The sequence below is a fragment of the Streptomyces sp. NPDC004327 genome (assembly GCF_042873935.1).
Lineage (GTDB): Bacteria > Actinomycetota > Actinomycetes > Streptomycetales > Streptomycetaceae > Streptomyces.
Genome location: NZ_JBIAME010000006.1, coordinates 317784 through 337964 on the forward strand (window position 1 = coordinate 317784; position 20181 = coordinate 337964).

At 71.4% G+C, this 20181-nt stretch carries 13 protein-coding genes and 1 pseudogene; 5 read left to right on the top strand and 9 right to left on the bottom strand.

All coding sequences use genetic code 11. The features are described 5' to 3' along the window. Position 1: 1 nt before the first annotated feature. Positions 2 to 4656: pseudogene (locus tag ACFYU9_RS22215) on the top strand (putative T7SS-secreted protein). After that, positions 4640 to 4933 carry a hypothetical protein gene (locus ACFYU9_RS22220; protein WP_389345776.1) on the top strand — a complete coding sequence of 98 codons (294 nt, stop codon included), beginning with the start codon at positions 4640 to 4642 and terminating at the stop codon, positions 4931 to 4933. Before ACFYU9_RS22215 ends, ACFYU9_RS22220 begins: the two are co-directional and overlap by 17 nt. 392 nt (positions 4934 to 5325) lie before the next feature. Here the strand turns inward: ACFYU9_RS22220 and ACFYU9_RS22225 are convergent, their stop codons facing one another. The 5 genes from ACFYU9_RS22225 to ACFYU9_RS22245 all read right to left on the bottom strand — a co-directional run bounded on the left by ACFYU9_RS22225 (position 5326) and on the right by ACFYU9_RS22245 (position 10571). After that, on the bottom strand, positions 5326 to 6972 hold the full coding sequence (locus ACFYU9_RS22225) for an endonuclease/exonuclease/phosphatase family protein (RefSeq protein WP_389345777.1): 1647 nt from the start codon (positions 6970 to 6972) through the stop codon (positions 5326 to 5328). A 69-nt stretch (positions 6973 to 7041) separates the two neighbouring features. Then, a complete protein-coding gene (locus ACFYU9_RS22230; RefSeq protein WP_389345778.1) occupies positions 7042 to 8199 on the bottom strand; it encodes an FG-GAP-like repeat-containing protein in 1158 nt (385 codons plus the stop codon). Between the two features lie 225 nt (positions 8200 to 8424). Continuing rightward, on the bottom strand, positions 8425 to 9744 hold the full coding sequence (locus tag ACFYU9_RS22235; RefSeq protein WP_389345779.1) for an FG-GAP repeat domain-containing protein: 1320 nt from the start codon (positions 9742 to 9744) through the stop codon (positions 8425 to 8427). Positions 9745 to 10049: 305 nt separating this feature from the next. Next, positions 10050 to 10325 (bottom strand): hypothetical protein, encoded by a 276-nt coding sequence (locus ACFYU9_RS22240; protein WP_389210947.1) that lies wholly within the window; start codon positions 10323 to 10325, stop codon positions 10050 to 10052. 33 nt (positions 10326 to 10358) lie between these two features. Beyond that, positions 10359 to 10571: a hypothetical protein gene (locus tag ACFYU9_RS22245; protein WP_389345780.1), complete on the bottom strand. Its 213-nt coding sequence runs from the start codon at positions 10569 to 10571 to the stop codon at positions 10359 to 10361. A 321-nt stretch (positions 10572 to 10892) separates the two neighbouring features. Here ACFYU9_RS22245 and ACFYU9_RS22250 point away from each other — a divergent pair, with 321 nt between their 5' ends. Then, positions 10893 to 11897, top strand: a complete 1005-nt coding sequence (locus tag ACFYU9_RS22250; protein ID WP_389345781.1) for a helix-turn-helix domain-containing protein — start codon at positions 10893 to 10895, stop codon at positions 11895 to 11897. 165 nt (positions 11898 to 12062) lie between these two features. On the opposite strand, the gene aspS is transcribed toward ACFYU9_RS22250, so the two are convergent. Continuing rightward, positions 12063 to 13886, bottom strand: a complete 1824-nt coding sequence (aspS, locus tag ACFYU9_RS22255; RefSeq protein WP_389210942.1) for an aspartate--tRNA ligase — start codon at positions 13884 to 13886, stop codon at positions 12063 to 12065. Between the two features lie 152 nt (positions 13887 to 14038). Here aspS and ACFYU9_RS22260 point away from each other — a divergent pair, with 152 nt between their 5' ends. Both ACFYU9_RS22260 and ACFYU9_RS22265 read left to right on the top strand, forming a co-directional pair. After that, on the top strand, positions 14039 to 16186 hold the full coding sequence (locus ACFYU9_RS22260; protein WP_389345782.1) for a SpoIIE family protein phosphatase: 2148 nt from the start codon (positions 14039 to 14041) through the stop codon (positions 16184 to 16186). Positions 16187 to 16315: 129 nt separating this feature from the next. Beyond that, entirely contained in the window at positions 16316 to 17131 is an 816-nt protein-coding gene (locus ACFYU9_RS22265) for an MBL fold metallo-hydrolase (RefSeq protein WP_389210938.1), read from the top strand. Here ACFYU9_RS22265 and ACFYU9_RS22270 read toward each other — a convergent pair whose 3' ends face one another. The 3 genes from ACFYU9_RS22270 to ACFYU9_RS22280 form a co-directional block, all read right to left on the bottom strand. Next, positions 17132 to 18208 carry an AI-2E family transporter gene (locus ACFYU9_RS22270; RefSeq protein ID WP_389210936.1) on the bottom strand — a complete coding sequence of 359 codons (1077 nt, stop codon included), beginning with the start codon at positions 18206 to 18208 and terminating at the stop codon, positions 17132 to 17134. A gap of 221 nt (positions 18209 to 18429) precedes the next feature. After that, positions 18430 to 19392, bottom strand: coding sequence for a pirin family protein (locus tag ACFYU9_RS22275; RefSeq protein WP_389345783.1), 963 nt, complete (start codon positions 19390 to 19392; stop codon positions 18430 to 18432). A 160-nt stretch (positions 19393 to 19552) separates the two neighbouring features. Further along, on the bottom strand, positions 19553 to 20053 hold the full coding sequence (locus ACFYU9_RS22280) for an SseB family protein (RefSeq protein ID WP_389210932.1): 501 nt from the start codon (positions 20051 to 20053) through the stop codon (positions 19553 to 19555). Between the last annotated feature and the right edge of the window lie 128 nt (positions 20054 to 20181).

A 20181-nucleotide genomic window follows, 5' to 3' on the forward strand; every position in this document is an offset into this window, starting at 1 on the left:
CGTGGCCGGCTGGGGTGAGCTGTTCGAGAAGGGCGCCGAGGCGGTCGGCGACGGGATCGACTGGGGCACGCGGAAGGTCGGCGAGGGCGTCGACGAGGCGACCGACCTCGTCGGCGAGGGCCTGGAGCACGTGGGCGCCGCCGGCTGGGCGGACAAGGTCGAGGACTGGGGCGACGAGGCTGCCTCCAAGCTCGGCGCGGCCGTCGGCGAGGCACGGCTCGGCGAGACCGACGAGCCCGACGAACTGGTCCACGGCAAGGCCGGCGACATCAACGCCACGGCGCGGAACCTCCGCGACTTCCAGTCAGCCTTCGACAGCGTCGGCAAGGGCCTCAAGGGGCTGCCGGCCGACCAGTGGAAGGGCGAGGCGGCCCAGGCCTTCCGGGAGAAGTTCCGGGCCCTGCCGCCGGACTGGCTGCGCGCGGCGGACGCCTTCGGCGCGGCCGCCGGCGCCCTGGAGACGTACGCGCACACGGTGACCTGGGCACAGGGCAGAGCGCGCGAGGCGATCGGGCTCCACAAGGAGGCCGAGAGCACCTCCAAGGCGGCCGCCGACGCGTACAAGAAGAAGGTCGACGCCTACGAGGCAGCCCGCACCGGCGACGACCCGCTGCCGGAGCCCGCCGCGTTCACCGACCCGGCCGACGCGCAGCGCGCCCGCGCCGGCGAGATCCTCGCCGACGCCCGCCGTCAGCGCGACGAGGCCGCCGAGCGGGCCAAGGGCGCGATCACCGCCGCCCTGGCGCACGCCCCGGCCGAGCCGTCGGCGAAGGACCGCCTCCGCATGGATGCCGGGGACCTCGTCCTGGCGCAGAGCACCGAGCTGCTGCACCTGGCGGGCGGGGTCGCCAAGGGCGTCGTCGGCATGACCAACTTCGTCCGGTCGGTCTATCCCCTGGATCCGTACAACATCACGCATCCGGCCGCCTACTACGAGAACCTCAGCATGACCCTGGCCGGGCTCGCGTCGACGGCCGCGCACCCGGACCGGGCGCTGAAGAACGCCTGGGGATCGGCGAAGGCCGATCCGAGCGAGTTCGTGGGCCGGCTGCTGCCGGAGCTGATCGGGACGAAGGGCGTGGGCGGGCTGAAGAGCCTGACGCGCCTGAAGCAGTTGGAGCGGCTGGAGGAGGCTGCGCCGGGCGGCAAGGGGTCGGTCAGGGGAGGGCACGAGAAGGCCCCGGACGCCGCGGGCAGGACGCACAACGACCTGACGTGCGAGGGCGACCCGGTCGACATGGCGACGGGCCGGGTGGTGCTGCCCCAGACGGACATCGCCCTCCCGGGCGCTCTGCCGCTGCTGTTCACCCGGCACTACGAGTCCTCGCGCCGCACGGGCCGGTGGTTCGGCCCCACCTGGGCGAGCACGCTCGACCAGCGCCTGGAGATCGACGCGGAGGGCGTCGTCCTGCTCTGCGAGGACGGCAGCATCCTCGCCTTCCCGCACCCGGCGCCGGGGGTGCCGGTGCTGCCGACGCACGGCGCCCGCCGCTGGGCGCTGGACCGAGATGCGTCCGGCGACACGTACACCGTCACGGCCCCGGAGACGGGTGCCGTCCGGCATTTCGCGACCGCCGAGGGCGGCGAAGAGGCGGCGCTGGTCCAGATCGACGACCGCAACGGCAACTGGATCACCTTCGGGTACGACGCGGAGGGCGCGCCCACGGAGGTCGTCCACCACGGCGGCTACCGGCTCCGTCTGACCACTGAAGGGGCCCGGGTCACCGCCCTGCGGCTGGACGGCCAGCAGGTCCGGCGCTACGGCTACACCGACGGCCATCTGACGTCCGTCACGGACTCCTCGGGCCTGCCGACGGTGTTCGGCTGCGACGAGCACGGCCGGATGACGTCGTGGACCGACACCAACGGCCATCGCTACGACTACGTGTACGACGAGCACGACCGCTGTGTCTGGCAGTCGGGCCGCGACGGTGTGATGGCCGGACGTTTCACGTGGAACGTCGGTGAGTCCACGTACACGGACGCGCTCGGCCGCACGACTCGCTTCGAGGTGGACGAGCGGGCCCGGATCACGGCGGAGACCGGCCCGGACGGGGCGGTCACCCGGTTCACGCACGACGGCCGTGGCCGGGTCCTTTCCCGTACCGACCCGCTCGGGCACACCACTCTCTTCGCATACGACGAGGAGGGGCGGCTCTCCTCCGTCACCCGCCCCGACGGCCGGAAGCTGTCGGCGGAGTACGACCCGGAACTCGGCCTGCCGGTGAAGGTCACCCGCGCGGACGGCACCAGGATCCGGCAGACGTACGACGCGCGCGGCAACCGCACGTCGGTGACGGAGCCCTCGGGCGCGCGGACGGAGTTCGCCTACGACGACCGGGGCCGGCTGGAGTCGGTCGCGGACCCGCTGGGCGCCGTCACCCGTATCCGTACGGACCCGGCGGGCCTGCCGGTCTCGGTCACCGATCCTCTGGGCGCGACGACGGTGTACGAGCGCGACGGCTTCGGCCGTACGGTCCGCATGACGGACGCGATGGGCGCGGAGACGCGCCTGGAGTGGACGCAGGAGGGCCGGCTCGCCCGCCGGATCGCACCGGACGGGTCGGCGGAGTCCTGGACGTACGACGGCGAGGGCAACTGCCTCACCCACACGGACGCCCTCGGCGGCACCACCGCCTTCACCTACGGCGACTTCGACGTCCTCACGTCCCGCACCGACCGGACGGCACGCGGTACGCCTTCGCGCACGACGCGGCGCTCCAGCTGACGCGGGTCACCAACCCACAGGGACTGACCTGGAGTTACGCCTTTGACGAGGCGGGCCGCACGGTCTCCGAGACGGACTTCGACGCCCGGACGCTGGCGTACGCGTACGACCCGGCGGGCCGGCTTTCCGCCCGCACGAACGCGCTCGGCCAGACGGTCGCCTTCGACCGGAACGCCCTCGGCCAGGTCGTCCGCAAGGACGCGGACGGCGCGGTCACGACGTACGAGTACGACATCTTCGACGAACCGGCCTTGGCGGCGGGCCCGGACGTCACGCTGACCCGCCTGCGGGACCGCAACGGGCAGTTGGTCTCGGAAACGGTCAACGGCCGCACGCTCACCTTCGCTTACGACGCCGCGGGGCGGAGGACGGGCCGTCGGACGCCGGGCGGGGCGGTGAGCGAGTGGGCGTACGACGCGGCGGGCCGGCGGACACGACTGACCACGTCGGGCCGGTCGTTGTCCTTCGCCCATGACGCGGTGGGCCGCGAGACGGCCCGTACGACGGGCGACTTCGCATCGTTCACCTCCTCGTTCGACGAGCTCGGGAGGCTGACGTCGCACGAGGTGACGGGCCGGGGTGCCCGCCTCCAGCACCGGGCCTACCACTACCGGCCCGACGGCGGCCTGGTCGGCATCGACGACCACCTCGCCGGCCCGCGCCGCTTCGACCTGGACCGGGCGGGCCGCGTGACGGCGGTGCACGCGGACCGCTGGACCGAGCGCTACGCGTACGACGAGGCCGGCAACCAGACCGACGCGTCCTGGCCCGGCGCCGGTGCCCCCACGGAGGCAGCGGGCCCGCGCGCGTACACGGGCAACCGCATCACCCGGGCGGGCACGGTCCGCTACGAACACGACGCCCAGGGCCGCGTCGTCCTCCGCCGGAAGACCCGCCTGTCCCGCAAACCCGACACCTGGCGCTACGCATGGGACGCGGAGGACCGCCTCACCTCGGTGACCACGCCCGACGGCACGGAATGGCGCTACGTCTACGACCCGCTGGGCCGCCGTGTCGCCAAGCACTCCCCGACGGAGACCGTCCACTTCACCTGGGACGGCGCCACCCTCTGCGAGCAGTCCACCGAAACCCTCACCCTCACCTGGGACCACGCGGGCCCGCGCCCCCTCACCCAGATGGAACACCGCCGCGACACCGACGAGACCCGTTTCTTCGCCGTCGTCACGGACCTGATCGGCACCCCGACGGAACTCGTCGACGAATCCGGCACCCTCGCCTGGCGCGCCCGCACCACCCTCTGGGGCAGCACCACCTGGACCCGCACCGCCACCGCCTACACCCCCCTCCGCTTCCCCGGCCAGTACTTCGACCCGGAATCCGGCCTCCACTACAACTACTTCCGCTACTACGACCCCGAACCGGGCCGCTACCTCTCCCAGGACCCCTTGGGCCTGGCCCCGGCCCCGAACCCGGCGACATACGTCGACAACCCGCACACGTGGAGCGACCCGCTGGGGCTGGCGCCGTGCGACGAGGAGCATCTTTTCCGGGGCACAACCCGAGGATTCGACGCGAGCAGCGGAACAGCCGCATCAGGCTTCACTCCCACCTCTACGGACCCTGGCGTCGCAGCCGCCTTTGCTCGACATTCCGAACAATTCGGCGATGCCGTCGTTCACCTGATCCCGAGAAGCGCCCTGGAAGGAATCCCTCTAGAGAGGGGCGTCATCCGCGCCGAAGCAGAGGTGGCGGTCGGGCTTCCGGCCGCCGAACTCGCCAGACGCGCGAGCGTTACCCTCCCGTCGGATGTCGCCAGGAAAATGCTTGCGTCGATGGATGTCCACGTCCCCAATCTCCGCAGCATTGGTGACATCAGTGACGCCCTTGAATTCGACATACCCAAGCTGAGCCGTACCCAGATAGCCCAATTCGTCAAGGAGGCATACCGATATGCCGGACTCCAGTAGTCTGCAGGTCTATTCGATCGAGCAATGTGACGAGGACGGGGGCGTCTGTATCGTCCGCTGCATCAGCGGAGTCGCCCGGGTAGGGCAAGTCTTCCTGCCCGAAGCCTCGGACAGCAGCGCAAAGGTCCGCCCGCTCACCCTGGACCGGATCGAACGATACCGACAGCCTGTGGAATTCTTCGATCCTCCACATTCCGCCATGGTGTATCTCTCCGGCGCCCCGCTCACCGACCTCCAGAGAGGAACCGTCCTGGTGAGCACACTCCTTCCCACCTGAGGCCTCTTGCCCGCGTATGCGAGATCACTGCATCGGGCGGAAGGCGTACCGCCGCACGGTGAGTAGTACGGACCCTCGGCGGTCTCCGAGGTGAGGACGTAGCAAGCCTCTCCCGTCGAGGCCTCCGACGCCGAACCCTCCGGCGCCTAGGCGACCGCGGTCGCCGCGCCCAGGACCGCGGCGCCGCCGCCCGTGAGGAGTCCCAGCGCCGGGTCATGGTCCGGCGGTGCTTCCTACCGGTTCTCGTGTTCGCTCATGCGCGAGGACGTCAGGCAGCCGCCCTGTCACGAGCGTGGGAGTCGGCTCTGGGTTTCCCAGCAGGACGACGGCCTCTGCCTCCGGGGCCCTAGTGGGTCCCGGAGGCAGAGGTGGGGGAAACGGGGGGCTCTTGGTCAGAAGAGCAGTTCGCCGTCGGGGTAGCCGTTGCCGACCTGGGTGCGCGGGGTGTAGGACGTGGCGCCGTCGCCCGCGTAGTACCAGAGGGTGCCGTTGGCCTCGCGGCCGGTCAGGTCGGCCTTGCCGTCGCCGTTGAGGTCACCGGGGGCGGCGAGCGCGGTGTAGATCTGCCAGCCGTTGCCGATCTTGACGCGCGGGCTGTAGGAGCCGGCGCCGTCGCCCTTGTACAGCCACAGGTCGCCGTTGGCGTCGCGTCCGATCAGGTCGGACTTGCCGTCGCCGGAGAAGTCGCCGGGGGCGAGCAGCGTGTCGTAGGACTGCCAGCCGGTGCCGATGTTCTTGCGGGCGCCGTATCCGTTGGCGCCGTCGCCCGGGTAGAGCCAGAGCACGCCGGCCGCGTCGCGGCCGATGAGGTCGGACTTGCCGTCGCCGGAGAAGTCGCCGGGGGCGAGCAGCGTGTCGTTGGTCCAGCCGGTGCCGGCCTGGACGCGGGTGCTGCCGGAGTAGGTGCCGGTGGCGGGGTCGGCCGGGTAGCGCCACAGGGTGCCGGTGGCGTCGACGGCGACGACGGCGGAGCCGTCACGGACGACCTGCTTCATGCCGCCCCAGCCGGTACCGACCTTGCAGGCGCCCGCGAGGGTCCCGTTGGCGCGGCCGGCGTAGCGGAAGAGGGCGCCCTTGGCGTCGCGGCGGAAGACCGCCCCGGCGCCGGCGGCGGAGGGACCGCAGTCCGACCAGTACGCGGCGCCGCGCAGCGCCTTGTGGTCGGAGACCAGGCCGTCCAGCGGAAGGACGTCCGCCTTGGCGCCCTTGAAGTGGGCGGCGGAGAGGAAGAGGTAGTCGATCTTCGAGGTGTTGAAGCTGGGTTCGCCGCTGCGGCACCGGGTACGGCCGTCGGAGCACGGGTCCGCCACGAAGTTGTCGGCGTCCGTCTCGTCCGCCTCGACGAAGGTGCCCAGGCCGCCGTCGTTGATCCCGGGCTCGTAGAAGTACGAGGCCGTCTTGGACCGGGGAGTGGTGTTGAAGTCGCCGCCGAGCACGACCGGGAGCCCGGCGTCCTGCCAGGACTTGGCCTGTGCGGCGAGCTTGGCGGCCTCCTGCTCGCGGAGCGTGGCGTCGTTCCAGTAGAGGTGGACCGAGCAGGCCCAGTTGGCACGGCTCTGGGTGTACGTCTTCACGCACGGAACCGTGATGGGCTCGGCCTCGCCGCCCACGGTCAGGTCGAGCACCTTGGTCTCGGCGACGCTGCCCTTGACGAAGACGGCGTTGCCGTAGTCGGCGCCGCCGCAGACGGCGGGGTTGCCGCCGGGCAGGGCCGTGGCGAAGTGGCCCTGGAAGCCGTACGCCTGGAGGCGGCTGCCGAGCGCGTCGAACTGCGTCCGGCACACCTCCTGGAGGTGGATCTGATCGGCGTTCCAGGTGGTGCCGCTCGCCTCGGCGACGACCGTGTCGATGCGCCGCTGGTTGTCGTAACCCTTGGCGTCGGAACAGTTGTTTCCGCAGATGTTGTAGCTGAGGTACCGCAGCGGCGGGGCGTCCGCGCCCGCCACGCTGTCGGCCTGTGCGGTCGGGGCGAGCGTCAGGGCGGCGATCGTGCCACCGAGCAGGGCGCCTGCGGCACCGAGGGCCTTGCGTAGTCTCACGTGAAGCTCCTGGGGTGTCCTGGGGTGGGGAGGAACGGGGAGGGGTCCGGGGGCTGCCAGTTCCGGGGGCTACCAGTTGGTGCCGACCTGGACCCGTGACGCGCCGCCCGCGAAGGACGGGCCGGAGTAGCGGTAGAGGTTGCCGGTGGCGATCTCGGTGGCGAGCAGGTCGGGGACCTTGTCGCCGGTGACGTCGCCGACGCCGGCCAGATGGGTCATGGCGTCCCAGTTGGTGCCGATCTGCACCTTGGTGCCGCCGTTGTAGTTCGGGCCCGAGTAGCGGTACAGGTTCCCGTTGGCCGCGTCCACGGCGATGAGGTCGGCCACGCCGTCACCCGTCAGGTCACCCACGCCGACGATGTCGCTCATCGCGTTCCATCCGGTGCCGATCTTCACGCGCGAGGAACCGCCGTACGAGGGACCGGAGTAGCGGTACAGGTCGCCCGTCGCCTTCTCGACCGCGATGAGGTCCGGCTTGCCGTCGCCCGTCAGATCGCCCACGGCGGCGATCTTCGTCATCGAGTCCCAGTTGGTGCCGATCTGCACCTTGGTGCCGCCGTTGTAGTTCGGGCCCGAGTAGCGGTACAGGTTCCCGTTGCTCGCGTCGACGGCGACGATGTCCGCCACCCCGTCGCCCGTCAGGTCACCCACGCCGACGATGTCGCTCATCCCGTTCCAGCCGTAGCCGAGCTTCACCCGCGACGTGCCGCCCGTGAAGTTCGGGCCGGAGTAGCGGTACAGGTCGCCGCTCGCCGCCTCGACGGCGATCATGTCGGGCACGCCGTCACCGGTGAGGTCGCCGACCGGGGTGAGGTGGGCCATCTTCGACTGGGGGGCGGACGGCTCGTCCGGGTAAGGCTCCGCGTGGTCGCTGCCGAGGCCGGCCGCGGGACCGCAGGTCGGCCAGGCGCCCTCGCCCTGCGTGGCGAGGACCTTCTCGCCGATGCGTATCTGCTGCTCCTTGGTGGCCTGGTGCGGGTACTCGGCGTACTGCTTGCCGCCGAACGCGTCCCAGGTGGACTTCAGGAACTGCAGGCCGCCGTAGTACGGCCGACTGGCGTTGTAGTAGCTCCAGTTGCCGCTGGACTCGCACTGGGCGACCTTGTCCCAGGTGGAGACGGACGCGGCGGTGGCGGTCGTCGCGGTCAGGGGGCAGAGGGTGAGTGCGGCGAGCGGGGCGGCGACGAGGGCCGCCCGGGAGAACATCCTGCGGGCGCGGGAAGGCATACCGGTTCCTCGGTGAGTGGGCGGGGCGGGGAGGAGAGAGCAGGGCGGGGCGGGGAGAGCGGGGCGAGCTGGGCGAGTGGGGCGAGCTGGGCGAGTGGGGCGGGAGGAACGCGTGGGAAGAAGGCGCGTGGGCGAAACGCGCGGGAGAGGGGGGCGGCGAGGGCCGAGGGGGGTGCTGCGGCCCTCGCCGCGATCGTGACCCGTGGTCCAACGGACCTGCCGGGACTACCAGTTGGTGCCGATCTCCACCGCGCTGCCGCCGTTGAAGGACGGACCCGAGTAGCGGTACAGCTTCTGCGTCGCGGTGTTGACCGCGAGCAGGTCCGGGACACCGTCGCCGGTGAGGTCGCCGACGCCCGTGATGTTGATCATGGAGTCCCAGTTGGTGCCGATCTGCACCTTGGTGGCGCCGTTGTAGTTCGGGCCCGAGTAGCGGTACAGGTTCCCGGTCGCGGTCTCGACGGCGATGATGTCGGCCACGCCGTCGCCGGTGATGTCCCCGACGCCCACGATCGTCGAGTAGATGTTCCAGCCGTTGCCGATCTTCACGCGCGAACCGCCGTTGAAGGACGGGCCCGAGTAGCGGTACAGGTCACCGGTGGCCTTCTCGACCGCGACGAGGTCCGGCTGGCCGTCGCCCGTCAGGTCGCCGACCGCCGAGATGTTCGTCATCGAGTCCCAGTTGGTACCGATCTGCACCTTGGTGCCGCCGTTGTAGTTCGGGCCCGAGTAGCGGTACAGGTTCCCGTTGCTCGCGTCCACGGCGATGATGTCGGCCACCCCGTCGCCCGTCAGGTCACCGACGCCGACGATGTCGCTGATGGCGTCCCAGCCGTAGCCGATCTTCACCCGCGACGTGCCGCCCGTGAAGTTCGGGCCGGAGTAGCGGTAGAGGTCACCGGTCGCGGACTCGACGGCGATGATGTCGTTCACGCCGTCACCGGTGAGGTCGCCGACCGCGGTGATGTTGGTCATGCCCTTGTCCGGCACGGTCACCGGGCTGTCGACGACCTTGTTGTAGCGGTACGGCTTGAAGCCGTTGGCGGTGATGTAGCTGCGGCTGTACGTGCTGCGGCGGGCATCGGTGCCCGTCCGGGCGTGCTCGATGATGTTGGCGGTGGTGTGGCTGGCGTCGGTCCAGCCGGCGAAGAGCACCACGTGCGTGTTGATGTTGTTGAGCGCGTCGCCCGGCTGGAGGTCGTCCAGGTCGGCCAGCTTCGTGGAGTAGTTGGGCAGGGTCCACGTGGTGGCGCTGGTCGGCAGGTGCCAGGCCATGGACACCAGGCCGGAGCAGTCCGTGCGGTACGTACGGCCCTGCGGGTCGCCGTAGTAGGCGCTCTGGCTGTACGGGACGGCCTTGTCGACCCAGTACTGGGCGCGCTCGATCATCTCCGTACGGGTGATCGAGCCGCCGACGGTCGAGGTCGCCGTGACCGTGGCGGCCGCGGCGGGCGCCGGGGCCGGCGCGGCCTGGCTCGGGGTGGTCACACCGAGGACCACGGCGGCGAGGGCGGCGACGGCGGCGACACGAGCGGACGTGTTCATGCTGGTAACTCCTGTGAGTGGGAAGGAAGAAGAAGGGCAGGCCGCAGCGAGGCCCGGCGGGCCTGCGGAAGCGGAGGACGCGCGGAAGAGCGCGGGAACAAGCGGAAGAACAAACGGAAGAACAAACGGAAGAACAAACGAAGGGAGGAGCGAAAGGAGGAGCGGAAGAACAAGCGCCAAGAGCAAGCGCCACGAGCGCGGCAGAAGAAACGCGCTCGGGGAGGAGATGGGCGCGGCGAAGAGGCCGCCGGCCCGGGGGAGGTCTCAGGACCCGGCGAAGGCGACGGCCTCGTGAAGAGGCCTGTCTACGCGGGGATTTCGGCGGTGTAGCCCTGCGCGGCGATCGGGTCGCGGGTGCGGACGACCAGACCTCGTACGCGCTGGAGCGCGGCCTCGTCGGAGGCTGCCGTGAGGAAGAAGACGGCGACCATCCCGCAGGGGGCGGGTCGTACCGTGATGTGTTCGAGTCCGTCGGCCGGGGCGGCGTGCGCCCACAGCAGGTCGTGGATCAGGTGGGTGCCCTGGGCGACCGGCGTCGCGGCTTCGGGAACGCCCTTGAGCAGGGCGCGGACGATGAACATGGCGTCTCGGCGTGAGGGGCCGCCGTCGGAGGGTCAGTCCCAGCCGATGACGCCGGCGGACTTCGCGTCCCGGCCGATGACGTCCGCCGGCGGCGCGTCCCAGCCGATGACCCCGTCCGGGCCGGCCGCGACGACCGCCGTGTCGGCGGGGTGGGAGTCCCAGCCGATGACGGGCTCGGAGGCCAGGCCGGTGAGCGCGAGGGCGAGGGCGGCCAGGACGATCGGGCGGCGGACGGACGGGATCACGGGGGTTCCTCTCGGTGGGGCACGAAGCCGGGGCTCGGGCGCTCGGGGACTCGGACGACAACTGTTGTGTGTGCCGCGGGGGTTCATTCCTTTCGGAGCGTTTCCCTCTCGACACGGACCATCCTGTGCCACCGGACCGCCGGGAAGAAGACCTTCAGGGCGTCACGAAGGTGCCTGGCACCAAGGTGACAGATTCCCGGTCGCGCCCCGTCCACATCGAGGATTGCCCCTGGGACCCGCCCGGGACGGGCACCTAGGATGACGGCACATGTCCGTTCCGTGCACATGCCATGAACGTGTGCGCCACTGGGGGGTGGGGAAATGCAGAAGACCGCGGGCCTGGAGGCCCTGGGCCTGAGCCTGGCCGAGGAGGCCGTCTATCGGAGTCTGCTGAGACAGTCCTCCGAAGGGGTGGGAGAACTGAGCGCCCGGCTGGCGCTCTCGGAGGTCGAGGTCGGCGAGTGCCTGGACCGGCTGGTCGACCTGGGGCTGTTGCAGCCCTCGCGCGACCGGCCGGGACTGCTGCGGGCGGTCAGCCCGGAGATGGGTTTCGAGATCATCCTGCGCCGCCACGAGGCCGAGCTGATCCGGCGGCAGCAGGAACTCGCCCGGGGCAAGGAGGCGATGGCCCGCACGCTGGCCGCGTTCGCCGAGGAGCGCCAGGACACCGACACGGGCGGTGGTGAGCAGCTGATCGGGCTGGACGCCATCCAGCGGCGCCTGGAGTCGCTCACCCGGGGGCTGGAGCAGGAATGCCTGGCCATCGAGCCGGGCGGGGCCCAGTCCCAGGCGAGCCTGGACGCCGCCCGGCCGCTGGACGAGAGCGCGCTCGGGCGGGGCGTGCAGCTGCTGACGATCTACCAGGACAGCGCCCGGAACGACCCCGCCACCTACGCGTACGCCCGCTGGGTCAGCGACCTCGGCGGCCAGGTCCGCACCTGCCCCGAGACGCCGCCGCGGCTGCTGGTGTTCGACCGCCGGGTGGCGGTCGTCCCGATCGACCCGGCCAACACCCGCCGGGGCGCCCTGTGCACGAGCGCGCCCGGCATCGTGGCGTCGCTCGTCTCGCTCTTCGAACAGACCTGGGAGACGGCGGTGCCGCTGGGCGCCGACCACCGCAGCAGCGCCGAGGAGGAGGGACTGTCGTCGGCGGAGCGCGGTCTGCTCAAGCTGCTGGCCTCGGGCATGACCGATGAGGCCGCGGGCAAGCGCCTGGGGGTCTCCGTACGGACCGTGCGCCGCCAGATGGCCGCCCTGATGGAGCGTCTCGACGCCACGAGCCGCTTCGAGGCGGGCCTGAAGGCGGCCCAGCGCGGCTGGCTCTGAGCGGCCCGGCGCGGCCGGACACCGAGCGGCCCAGTGCGGCCGGCCCTGAGCCGGTTGCCTGCGCCCGTCACCCGGTCCACTGGCGCCGGCACCGCCCAACCGAACGCCGAGGGGCCCCGGAACCGTACGTGTACGGTTCCGGGGCCCCTCGGGTCACCTATGGCGTCAGCCGCGCGCGGCGTCCGGGTGGACCGACTCGGTCACCGGGCGGCCGCCGTCGACGACCTTCGGCTCGACCGGCTTGCGGAGCTGGATGTTCAGCTCGCGCAGGCGGGCCTCGTCCAGCTCGGTCGGGGCGCCCATCATCAGGTCCTGGGCGTTGCCGTTGAGCGGGAAGGCGATGGTCTCGCGGATGTTCGGCTCGTCGGCGAGGAGCATGACGATGCGGTCGACGCCCGGGGCGATGCCACCGTGCGGCGGGGCGCCGAACTGGAAGGCGCGGAGCATGCCGGCGAACTCGGTCTCGACGACCTCGCGCGGGTAGCCCGCGATCTCGAACGCCTTGAACATGATGGCGGGCTCGTGGTTCCGGATGGCGCCGGAGGACAGCTCGATGCCGTTGCAGACGATGTCGTACTGCCAGCCGAGGATGTCCAGCGGGTCCTGCGTCTCCAGGGCCTCCAGGCCGCCCTGCGGCATCGAGAAGGGGTTGTGCGAGAAGTCGATCTTGCCGGTCTCCTCGTCCTTCTCGTACATCGGGAAGTCGACGATCCAGGCGAAGCGGAAGACGTTCTCCTCGAACTGGCCGGCGCGCTTGGCGGCCTCGACCCGGACCGGGCCCATGATCTTGGAGACCTCGTCGAACTCGCCGGCGCCGAAGAACACGGCGTGCCCGGCGGCCAGGCCCAGGCGCTCGGTGAGGACCTTGACGTTCTCCTCGGTGAGGAACTTGGCGATGGGGCCGGTGAGGGCACCCTCCTCGCCGACGCGCACCCAGGCCAGGCCCTTGGCGCCGAGGGAGACGGCGAAGTCGCCGAGGCCGTCGAAGAACTTGCGCGGCTGGTCACCGGTGTCCGGGACGGCGAGCGCGCGGACGTGCTTGCCGGCGAACGCCTTGAACTCCGAGTTCTCGAAGACGTCGGAGATGTCGACGAGCTCCAGGGAGGTGCGCAGGTCGGGCTTGTCGTTGCCGTACTTCAGCATCGACTCGCGGAACGGGATGCGCGGGAACGGGGAGGTGACGTGGCGGCCGCCGCCGAACTCCTCGAAGAGCTCGGTCATCAGCTTCTCGATCGGCTGGAAGACGTCCTCCTGCTCGACGAAGCTCATCTCGACGTCGAGCTGGTAGAACTCGCCCGGCGAGCGGTCGGCGCGGGCGTCCTCGTCGCGGAAGCAGGGCGCGATCTGGAAGTAGCGGTCGAAGCCCGAGATCATCAGCAGCTGCTTGAACTGCTGCGGGGCCTGCGGCAGCGCGTAGAACTTGCCCGGGTTCAGACGGGACGGGACGACGAAGTCACGGGCGCCCTCGGGGGAGGTCGCGGTGAGGATCGGGGTCGCCATCTCGTTGAAGCCGAGCGCCACCATCTTGGAGCGGATGGAGGCGATGACGGCGGAGCGCAGCATGATGTTGCGGTGCATGCGCTCGCGGCGCAGGTCGAGGAAGCGGTACTCGAGCCGCCGCTCCTCGTTCACGCCGTCGTCGGTGTTGATGGTGAACGGGATCTGCTGGGCCGCGCCGAGCACCTCGACCTCGGCGGCCTCGATCTCGATCTCGCCGGTGGCCAGCTCCGGGTTGACGTTCTCGGCGCCGCGGGAGACGACCTTGCCGTCGACGCGGACGACGGTCTCCTTGGTCAGCTTGTCGAGGACCTCGGCCGCGGCGGTACCGGGGCGGGCGACCAGCTGGGTGATGCCGTAGTGGTCGCGGAGATCGATGAAGAGGATGCCGCCCAGGTCGCGCCGATTGTGCAGCCAGCCGCTCAGCCGGACGTCGGTGCCGACGTCAGAGGCGCGGAGCTCGCCGCAGGTGTGGGACCTGTACCGATGCATCGTCGTTCATCCAGTTCTTCGGGATCCGTGGTGGCCGCCGGACATACACACGTCCAGCCGTCCCAGGGTACCGGGACACCCAAGATCGCGATTCGAATACTCTGGGTGGCGATCTGTGGCGACGACCTGTCCGCTCTTCTTAAAGTGGGGCAATGCGCACCGAGGACGTCCTGGCCGCCATCGCGACCGGCCTGTGGCGCTGGGACAACGCCTCGCGGACCGTCACGCTCGACGCCGAGGCGGCCCGGCTCGTCGGGCTGCCCGCCATGCCGGTACGGCTCAGCGAGGCGGCGGTGCGGTCGCGCTTCCACCCGGTCGACTGGAACGAGATCGACGGGGTCGTCGCCCTCGCCGTCGCCGAGGGCACCCTGGCCGAGGCCCGGCTGCGGATCATGGACGAGCACGGGCGGGTGATCCGCACCGTGCGCAGCAGGTCCAAGCCGCTGATCGAAGGGTCCGACTACCAGCTGGTCGGCACGCTCCAGGAGGTCGCCGAGCCGCAGCCCGGCACCGCGGGCCCGCACACCCCCATCACCGGCGACTGGCGCCGCTCCCGCGAGGCGTTCCTGCTCGACGCGGGCCGGGCGCTCGCCGAGGCGCGGTCCACGGCCGAGGTGCTGCGCGTGGCGGCGTCCCTCTCCATGCCCGGCTTCTCGCCCGACGGGCTCGCCGTCTTCGGCATGTCGGGCGACCGGCTCACCGTGATCGGCCACCACGGGCACGGCGACGGCGACGAGGGGCCGTTCACGTCGATGACGCTCGACACCGACTACCCGGCCGCCGAGGTCGTCCGGACGGGGCGGGCGATCTACCTGCCGACGCCGGAGGAGTACGGCCGCCGCTTCCCGATGACCTGGCCGCTCGCCCAGCGCTTCAACCGCCGCTCCTGGGCCTTCGTCCCGCTCGTCGTCGCCGGCCGCACGATGGGCGCCTGGATGGCCGCCTTCAAGCACCCGGTGGCCTTCACCCCCGACGAGCGCTCCGTCCTGACCACCGTCGCCCGGATGCTCGCGCAGGCCCTCGCCCGCGCCGGGGTCGCCGAGTCCGAGCGCGAGCTGTCGCTGGGCCTCCAGCGCACGATGATGCCGGTCCTGGGGCCCGGCATCCCCGGCGTCCAGGTGGCCGCGCGGTACGTGCCCACCGGCGGCGGGCTCCAGGTCGGCGGCGACTGGTACGACATGATCCGGCTGCCCGGCGGGCCCGGCGCCGGCCGGATCGCCCTGGTCATCGGCGACGTGCAGGGCCACGACGTTCGGGCCGCCGGGCTCATGGGCCAGCTGCGGATCGCGCTGCGCGCCTACGCCTCCGAGGGCCACCGCCCCGACGCCGTGCTCTCCCGCGCCTCCCGCTTCCTTTACGGCATCAACGACGCGGTGGAGGTGAGCGACGACGACGACCGGCCCGGCGCCGGGCCGCGCTTCGCGACCTGCCTCTACCTGGAGGTCGACCTGGAGACCGGACAGGTCGACATCGCCAGGGCCGGCCACCCGGACCCCGCGGTGCGGATGACCGACGGAACGGTCCTGCTCCGGCCCACCGCCGGCGGTCTGCCCCTCGGCATCGACCCCGACACCGACTACCCCACCACCCGGCTCACCCTGAGCCCCGGCGAGACCCTGATGATCTGCACCGACGGCCTCCTGGAGACCGGCGGCCACGACCTCGACAGCGGCTGGGAACGGGTCCGCAAGCTGCTCGAGGCCGACGAGGGCGACGACCTGGCGGCCCTCGCCGACCGGCTCGTCGAGGCCGTCCACGGGCCCGGCTCGCACCACACCACCGGCCCGCTCGCCGACCGCCGCGAGGACGACATCGCCGTCCTGCTGCTCTCCCGCCAGCCGGGCACGGCGGTACGGGAGGCCCCGCGCCGCACGATGATGACCATCGCCCAGGCCGAGCAGGAACGCATCGCCACCGCCCGCGAGCACGTGCGCCAGCTGCTCCACGACTGGTCGGACGCCGACCAGGTCGACTCGGCGGTCCTGATGGTCTCCGAGATGGTCACCAACGTCCTCGTCCACACGGACGGCGACGCGCTGCTGGTCGCCGAGGTCGTCTGCCTCGGCGACGCCCGCCGGCTGCGCGTCGAGGTCTCCGACGCGAGCGACGAGCTGCCGCACAAGCGGCACCCGGGCGAGATGGCGTCCAGCGGCCGCGGACTGCTGCTGATGGAGATGCTCGCGGACACGTGGGGCGTCGACCCGCGCGGCGAGGGCAAGGCGATCTGGTTCGAGCTGCACGAACGGCACGAACTGCACGAGCTGCACGAACGGCCGGCGGGGAGCGGCCCCGCCGCGTAGTGCGTACGGGCGTCGGAGACCGGCTCCGCCGCGTAGCGCGCACCGGCGGCGGGGCGCCTGACGGGCGCGCGTCCCCGGGGCGGCGGAGACTGGTGTCGTACGGCCGCCGGGGGGACCACGGAGCTCGCCATGGACACGCACAAGGTCGGCAGCGACACCACCGTCATCGGCGACAGCCTGGACGTGCCGGGGATCGGCCACATCCCCGTCAACGCCTATGTCCTCACCTCCCGCCAACCGGTCGTCGTCGACACGGGTCTGTCGGTCTCCGACCGTGACTTCGTCGCGACGCTCGGCTCGGTCATCGATCCGGCCGACGTGCGCTGGATCTGGCTCACCCACCCCGACCGCGACCACACCGGCGGGATCTTCGACCTGCTCGACGCCGCACCGGACGCCAAGGTCGTGACCACGTTCGTCGGCGCCGGGATCATGACCACCGAACGCGCCCTGCCGATGGACCGGGTGTACTTCCTCAACCCGGGCCAGAGCCTGGACGTCGGCGACCGCGTCCTGGACTCGTTCCGCCCGCCGCTCTTCGACAACCCGGCCACCACCGGCTTCTACGACGAGAAGACCCGCATCTGCTTCAGCTCCGACTGCTTCGGCGGCCCGATGCCGACCGCCGAGCTCGCCGAGAGCGGCCACGCCAACGACCTCAAGCCGGAGGAGCTGCGGGCCGCGCAGCTGCTGTGGGCGACGGTCGACAGCCCGTGGGTGCAGATCGTGGACCGGCTGAAGTACGGGCTGTGGGTGGACCAGCTGCGCGAGATGAACCCCGAGATCGTGCTGAGCACCCATCTGCCGCCGGCCGTGCGGATGACCTCCCACATGGTCGAGACGCTCACGATGGCCCCGGACGCGGACCCGTTCACCGGCCCGGACCAGGCGGCCCTGGAAGCGATGCTGCGGTCCTTCGAGCGGGGCGGCATGGCCCCGGCCTGATCACTCCCCGGGCTCCGGCCCGGGCGCCGGCCCGGGGGCCCCGTAGCGGGTGCGCAGCTCGCCGATGATCCCGAAGAACGCGGCGGTCAGCGGTACGGCGAGCAGCATGCCCAGGATGCCGGCGAAGGACGCCCCGGCGGTGATGGCCAGCATGACCACCGCCGGATGCATCTGCACGGTCCGGGACTGGACGATCGGCTGGAGCACGTTGCCCTCGACGACCTGGACCGCCAGGACGACGCCGAGCACCCACAGGGCGATGACCCAGCCCCGGTCGGCGAGCGCGACGAGGACGGCGACGGCGCCGGAGAGGAAGGCGCCGAGGTACGGAATGTAGGCGGTGACGAAGACGAGCGCGGCGAGGCCGACCGCGCCCGGCACGCGCAGCACGAGCAGCCCGGTGCCGATGAGGACGGCGTCGATGAGCGCCACGAACGTGGTGCCCCGCATGAAGCCTTCGACGGCCTCGAAGGCCCGCCGTCCCATGGCCTCCACGATGTCGCCGGTGGCGCGGGGCGCGAGCGCGCGCAGGCCGGCCGCGGCCCGGTCGGAGTCGCGCAGGAAGAAGAAGATGAGGAGCAGGGCGATGACGGCGGTGGCGAGCGCCTGGCCGACGACGCTGAGCCCGGAGATCACCCCGGAGGCGGCCGTACCGCCGAACTTCTCCAGCAGCTCCTTGGCGTTCCTGGCGAGATCGGCGATCGAGGTGCCGGCCGGACCGAAGTGGTCGGCGACGCCCCTGGCGACCTCCTGGAGCGAGTCGACGATCTGTCCGCCGGTCTTGATGAGCGCGGCGACGACGATGTACGTGGCGCCTCCGACGACCACGAGCACGGCGAGCACGGTCAGCCCGGCGGCCAGGTCCTTGCGCACCTTCATGCGCAGCAGCCGCCGGTAGAGCGGACCGAGCAGCGCGGTGCCGAGGAGGGCGAGCAGGACGGGCGTGACGACGGCCTTGAAGTAGATGCACAGCCAGACGAAGACGGCCGCCACCGCGGCGACGAGCAGCGCGACCGCGCACCAGGCGGCGGTGCGGCGGGCGCCCTCGGGCAGCAGCGGGCGCGGTTCGGCGGGCATGGGTCCACCGGACCACGGCGGTCGGCGTGTCGTCGCGCGCTGCCGGACCGTACGGGTGACGCGACGTGACGTGACGTCAGGCGTCGGGAGGGCGCGTACGGCACCGACGGCAGGTACCGGACGGACGGCAGGTACGGCAGGGGTACGGGGACGGGGGCCGCGCCCTCGTCCCCGTACCCCTGCCTCGTACGGCCGTCAGCCCGTGACGCCCGGTGCCCGGATTACTCGCCCATGCCGTGCACGGCCGGGATCGTGCCGAGCCGGCCCGCCTGGAAGTCCTCGAACGCCTGGCGCAGTTCGGCCTGGGTGTTCATGACGAAGGGGCCGTAGTGCGCCATCGGCTCGCGGATCGGCTGCCCGCCGAGGAGCACGACCTCCAGGTCGGGGGTGTTGCCGTCCTGCTTCTCGTCGGCGCGCACGGTGAGCACCCCGCCCTGGCCGAAGACGGCGGTCTGGCCGAGGTGGACGGGCCGCCGCTCGGCGCCGACGGTGCCGCGGCCGGCCAGCACGTAGGCGAGGCCGTTGAAGTCCTCGCGCCACGGCAGGTTGATCTCGGCGCCGGGGCGGAGGGTGGCGTGGATCATCGTGATCGGGGTGTGGGTGATGCCGGGGCCCTCGTGGCCGTCGAGCTCGCCCGCGATGACGCGGAGCAGCGCGCCGCCGTCCGGGGAGGTGAGCAGCTGGACCTGGCCGCCGCGGATGTCCTGGTAGCGCGGGGCCATCATCTTGTCGCTCGCCGGCAGGTTCACCCACAGCTGGAGGCCGTGGAAGAGGCCGCCGCTGACGACCAGGCTCTCCGGCGGGGCCTCGATGTGCAGGAGGCCGGAGCCGGCGGTCATCCACTGGGTGTCGCCGTTGGTGATGGTGCCGCCGCCGCCGTTGGAGTCCTGGTGGTCGAAGATGCCGTCGATGATGTAGGTGACGGTCTCGAAGCCGCGGTGCGGGTGCCAGGGGGTGCCCTTGGGCTCGCCCGGGGCGTACTCCACCTCGCCCATCTGGTCCATCATGATGAACGGGTCGAGGTACTGGTAGTTGACGCCCGCGAAGGCGCGGCGCACCGGGAAACCCTCGCCCTCGAAGCCCTGGGGGGCCGTGGTCACGGCGAGCACCGGGCGGGCGGCGGCGTCGGCGGGCGCGGCGACGCGGGGCAGGGTCAGCGGGTTCTCGACAGTCACGGCGGGCATGGCGGGACCTCCTCGTCGTCCGTCATCGTTCGCGCGTCCTGATCGCGTGACGGAACGTTGTACGTCCAGGTTAGTTGAATCCTGAACTTCTTGCTACCCGGAACGCGGAACGCCCGGGAGGAATTCCTCCCGGGCGTTCCCACCTACCGTCCAGCCTGCGTCAGCCGTACATCCGGCGCATCGCGAAGTCGACCATCTGCTCCACGGCCTTCGCGTCGAAGACCATCCGGTGGTCGCCCTCCATGTCGAGCACGAAGCCGTAGCCGGTCGGCAGCAGGTCGATCACCTCCGCGCCCGTGATCACGAAGTACTTCGACTCCTTGCCCGCGTACCGCCGCAGCTCCTTGAGCGACGTGAACATCGGGATCACCGGCTGCTGGGTGTTGTGCAGCGCCAGGAAGCCCGGGTTGTCGCCGCGCGGGCAGTAGACCTTGGAGGTCGCGAAGATCTGCTGGAAGTCCTCGGCCGCCATCTGCCCGGTCGTGAAGGCCCGCACCGCGTCCGCGAGCGACGGCGGCGACGGCTCCGGGTAGAGCGGGGGCTGCTGGGCGTACCCGCCCTGCATGCCCGGCATGCCGCCCTGCATCCCGTCCTGCGGGGCGTACTGCTGCTGAGGCGGCGCGTACTGCTGAGCACCCGGGGTCTGGTCGTAGCCGTACATGGTCAAAGAGTATCGAGGGGCGCCGGGCGGGGTGCGGTCCGCATCACAGATGTCCGGAAAGGGGTTGCCCTTATTACCGGTGGGTAGCATCATCGTAGAGAGCGTGAGCTACTCATGAGTAGTGACTC

What these genes read in the sequence shown, in the direction of transcription:
- ACFYU9_RS22220 (WP_389345776.1), top strand. Translation starts at nt 4,640, where the DNA reads ATGCCGGACTCCAGTAGTCTGCAGGTCTATTCGATCGAGCAATGTGAC.
- ACFYU9_RS22230 (WP_389345778.1), bottom strand. Translation starts at nt 8,199, where the DNA reads ATGCCTTCCCGCGCCCGCAGGATGTTCTCCCGGGCGGCCCTCGTCGCC.
- ACFYU9_RS22235 (WP_389345779.1), bottom strand. Translation starts at nt 9,744, where the DNA reads ATGAACACGTCCGCTCGTGTCGCCGCCGTCGCCGCCCTCGCCGCCGTG.
- ACFYU9_RS22240 (WP_389210947.1), bottom strand. Translation starts at nt 10,325, where the DNA reads ATGTTCATCGTCCGCGCCCTGCTCAAGGGCGTTCCCGAAGCCGCGACG.
- ACFYU9_RS22250 (WP_389345781.1), top strand. Translation starts at nt 10,893, where the DNA reads ATGCAGAAGACCGCGGGCCTGGAGGCCCTGGGCCTGAGCCTGGCCGAG.
- aspS (WP_389210942.1), bottom strand. Translation starts at nt 13,886, where the DNA reads ATGCATCGGTACAGGTCCCACACCTGCGGCGAGCTCCGCGCCTCTGAC.
- ACFYU9_RS22260 (WP_389345782.1), top strand. Translation starts at nt 14,039, where the DNA reads ATGCGCACCGAGGACGTCCTGGCCGCCATCGCGACCGGCCTGTGGCGC.
- ACFYU9_RS22265 (WP_389210938.1), top strand. Translation starts at nt 16,316, where the DNA reads ATGGACACGCACAAGGTCGGCAGCGACACCACCGTCATCGGCGACAGC.
- ACFYU9_RS22270 (WP_389210936.1), bottom strand. Translation starts at nt 18,208, where the DNA reads ATGCCCGCCGAACCGCGCCCGCTGCTGCCCGAGGGCGCCCGCCGCACC.
- ACFYU9_RS22275 (WP_389345783.1), bottom strand. Translation starts at nt 19,392, where the DNA reads ATGCCCGCCGTGACTGTCGAGAACCCGCTGACCCTGCCCCGCGTCGCC.
- ACFYU9_RS22280 (WP_389210932.1), bottom strand. Translation starts at nt 20,053, where the DNA reads ATGTACGGCTACGACCAGACCCCGGGTGCTCAGCAGTACGCGCCGCCT.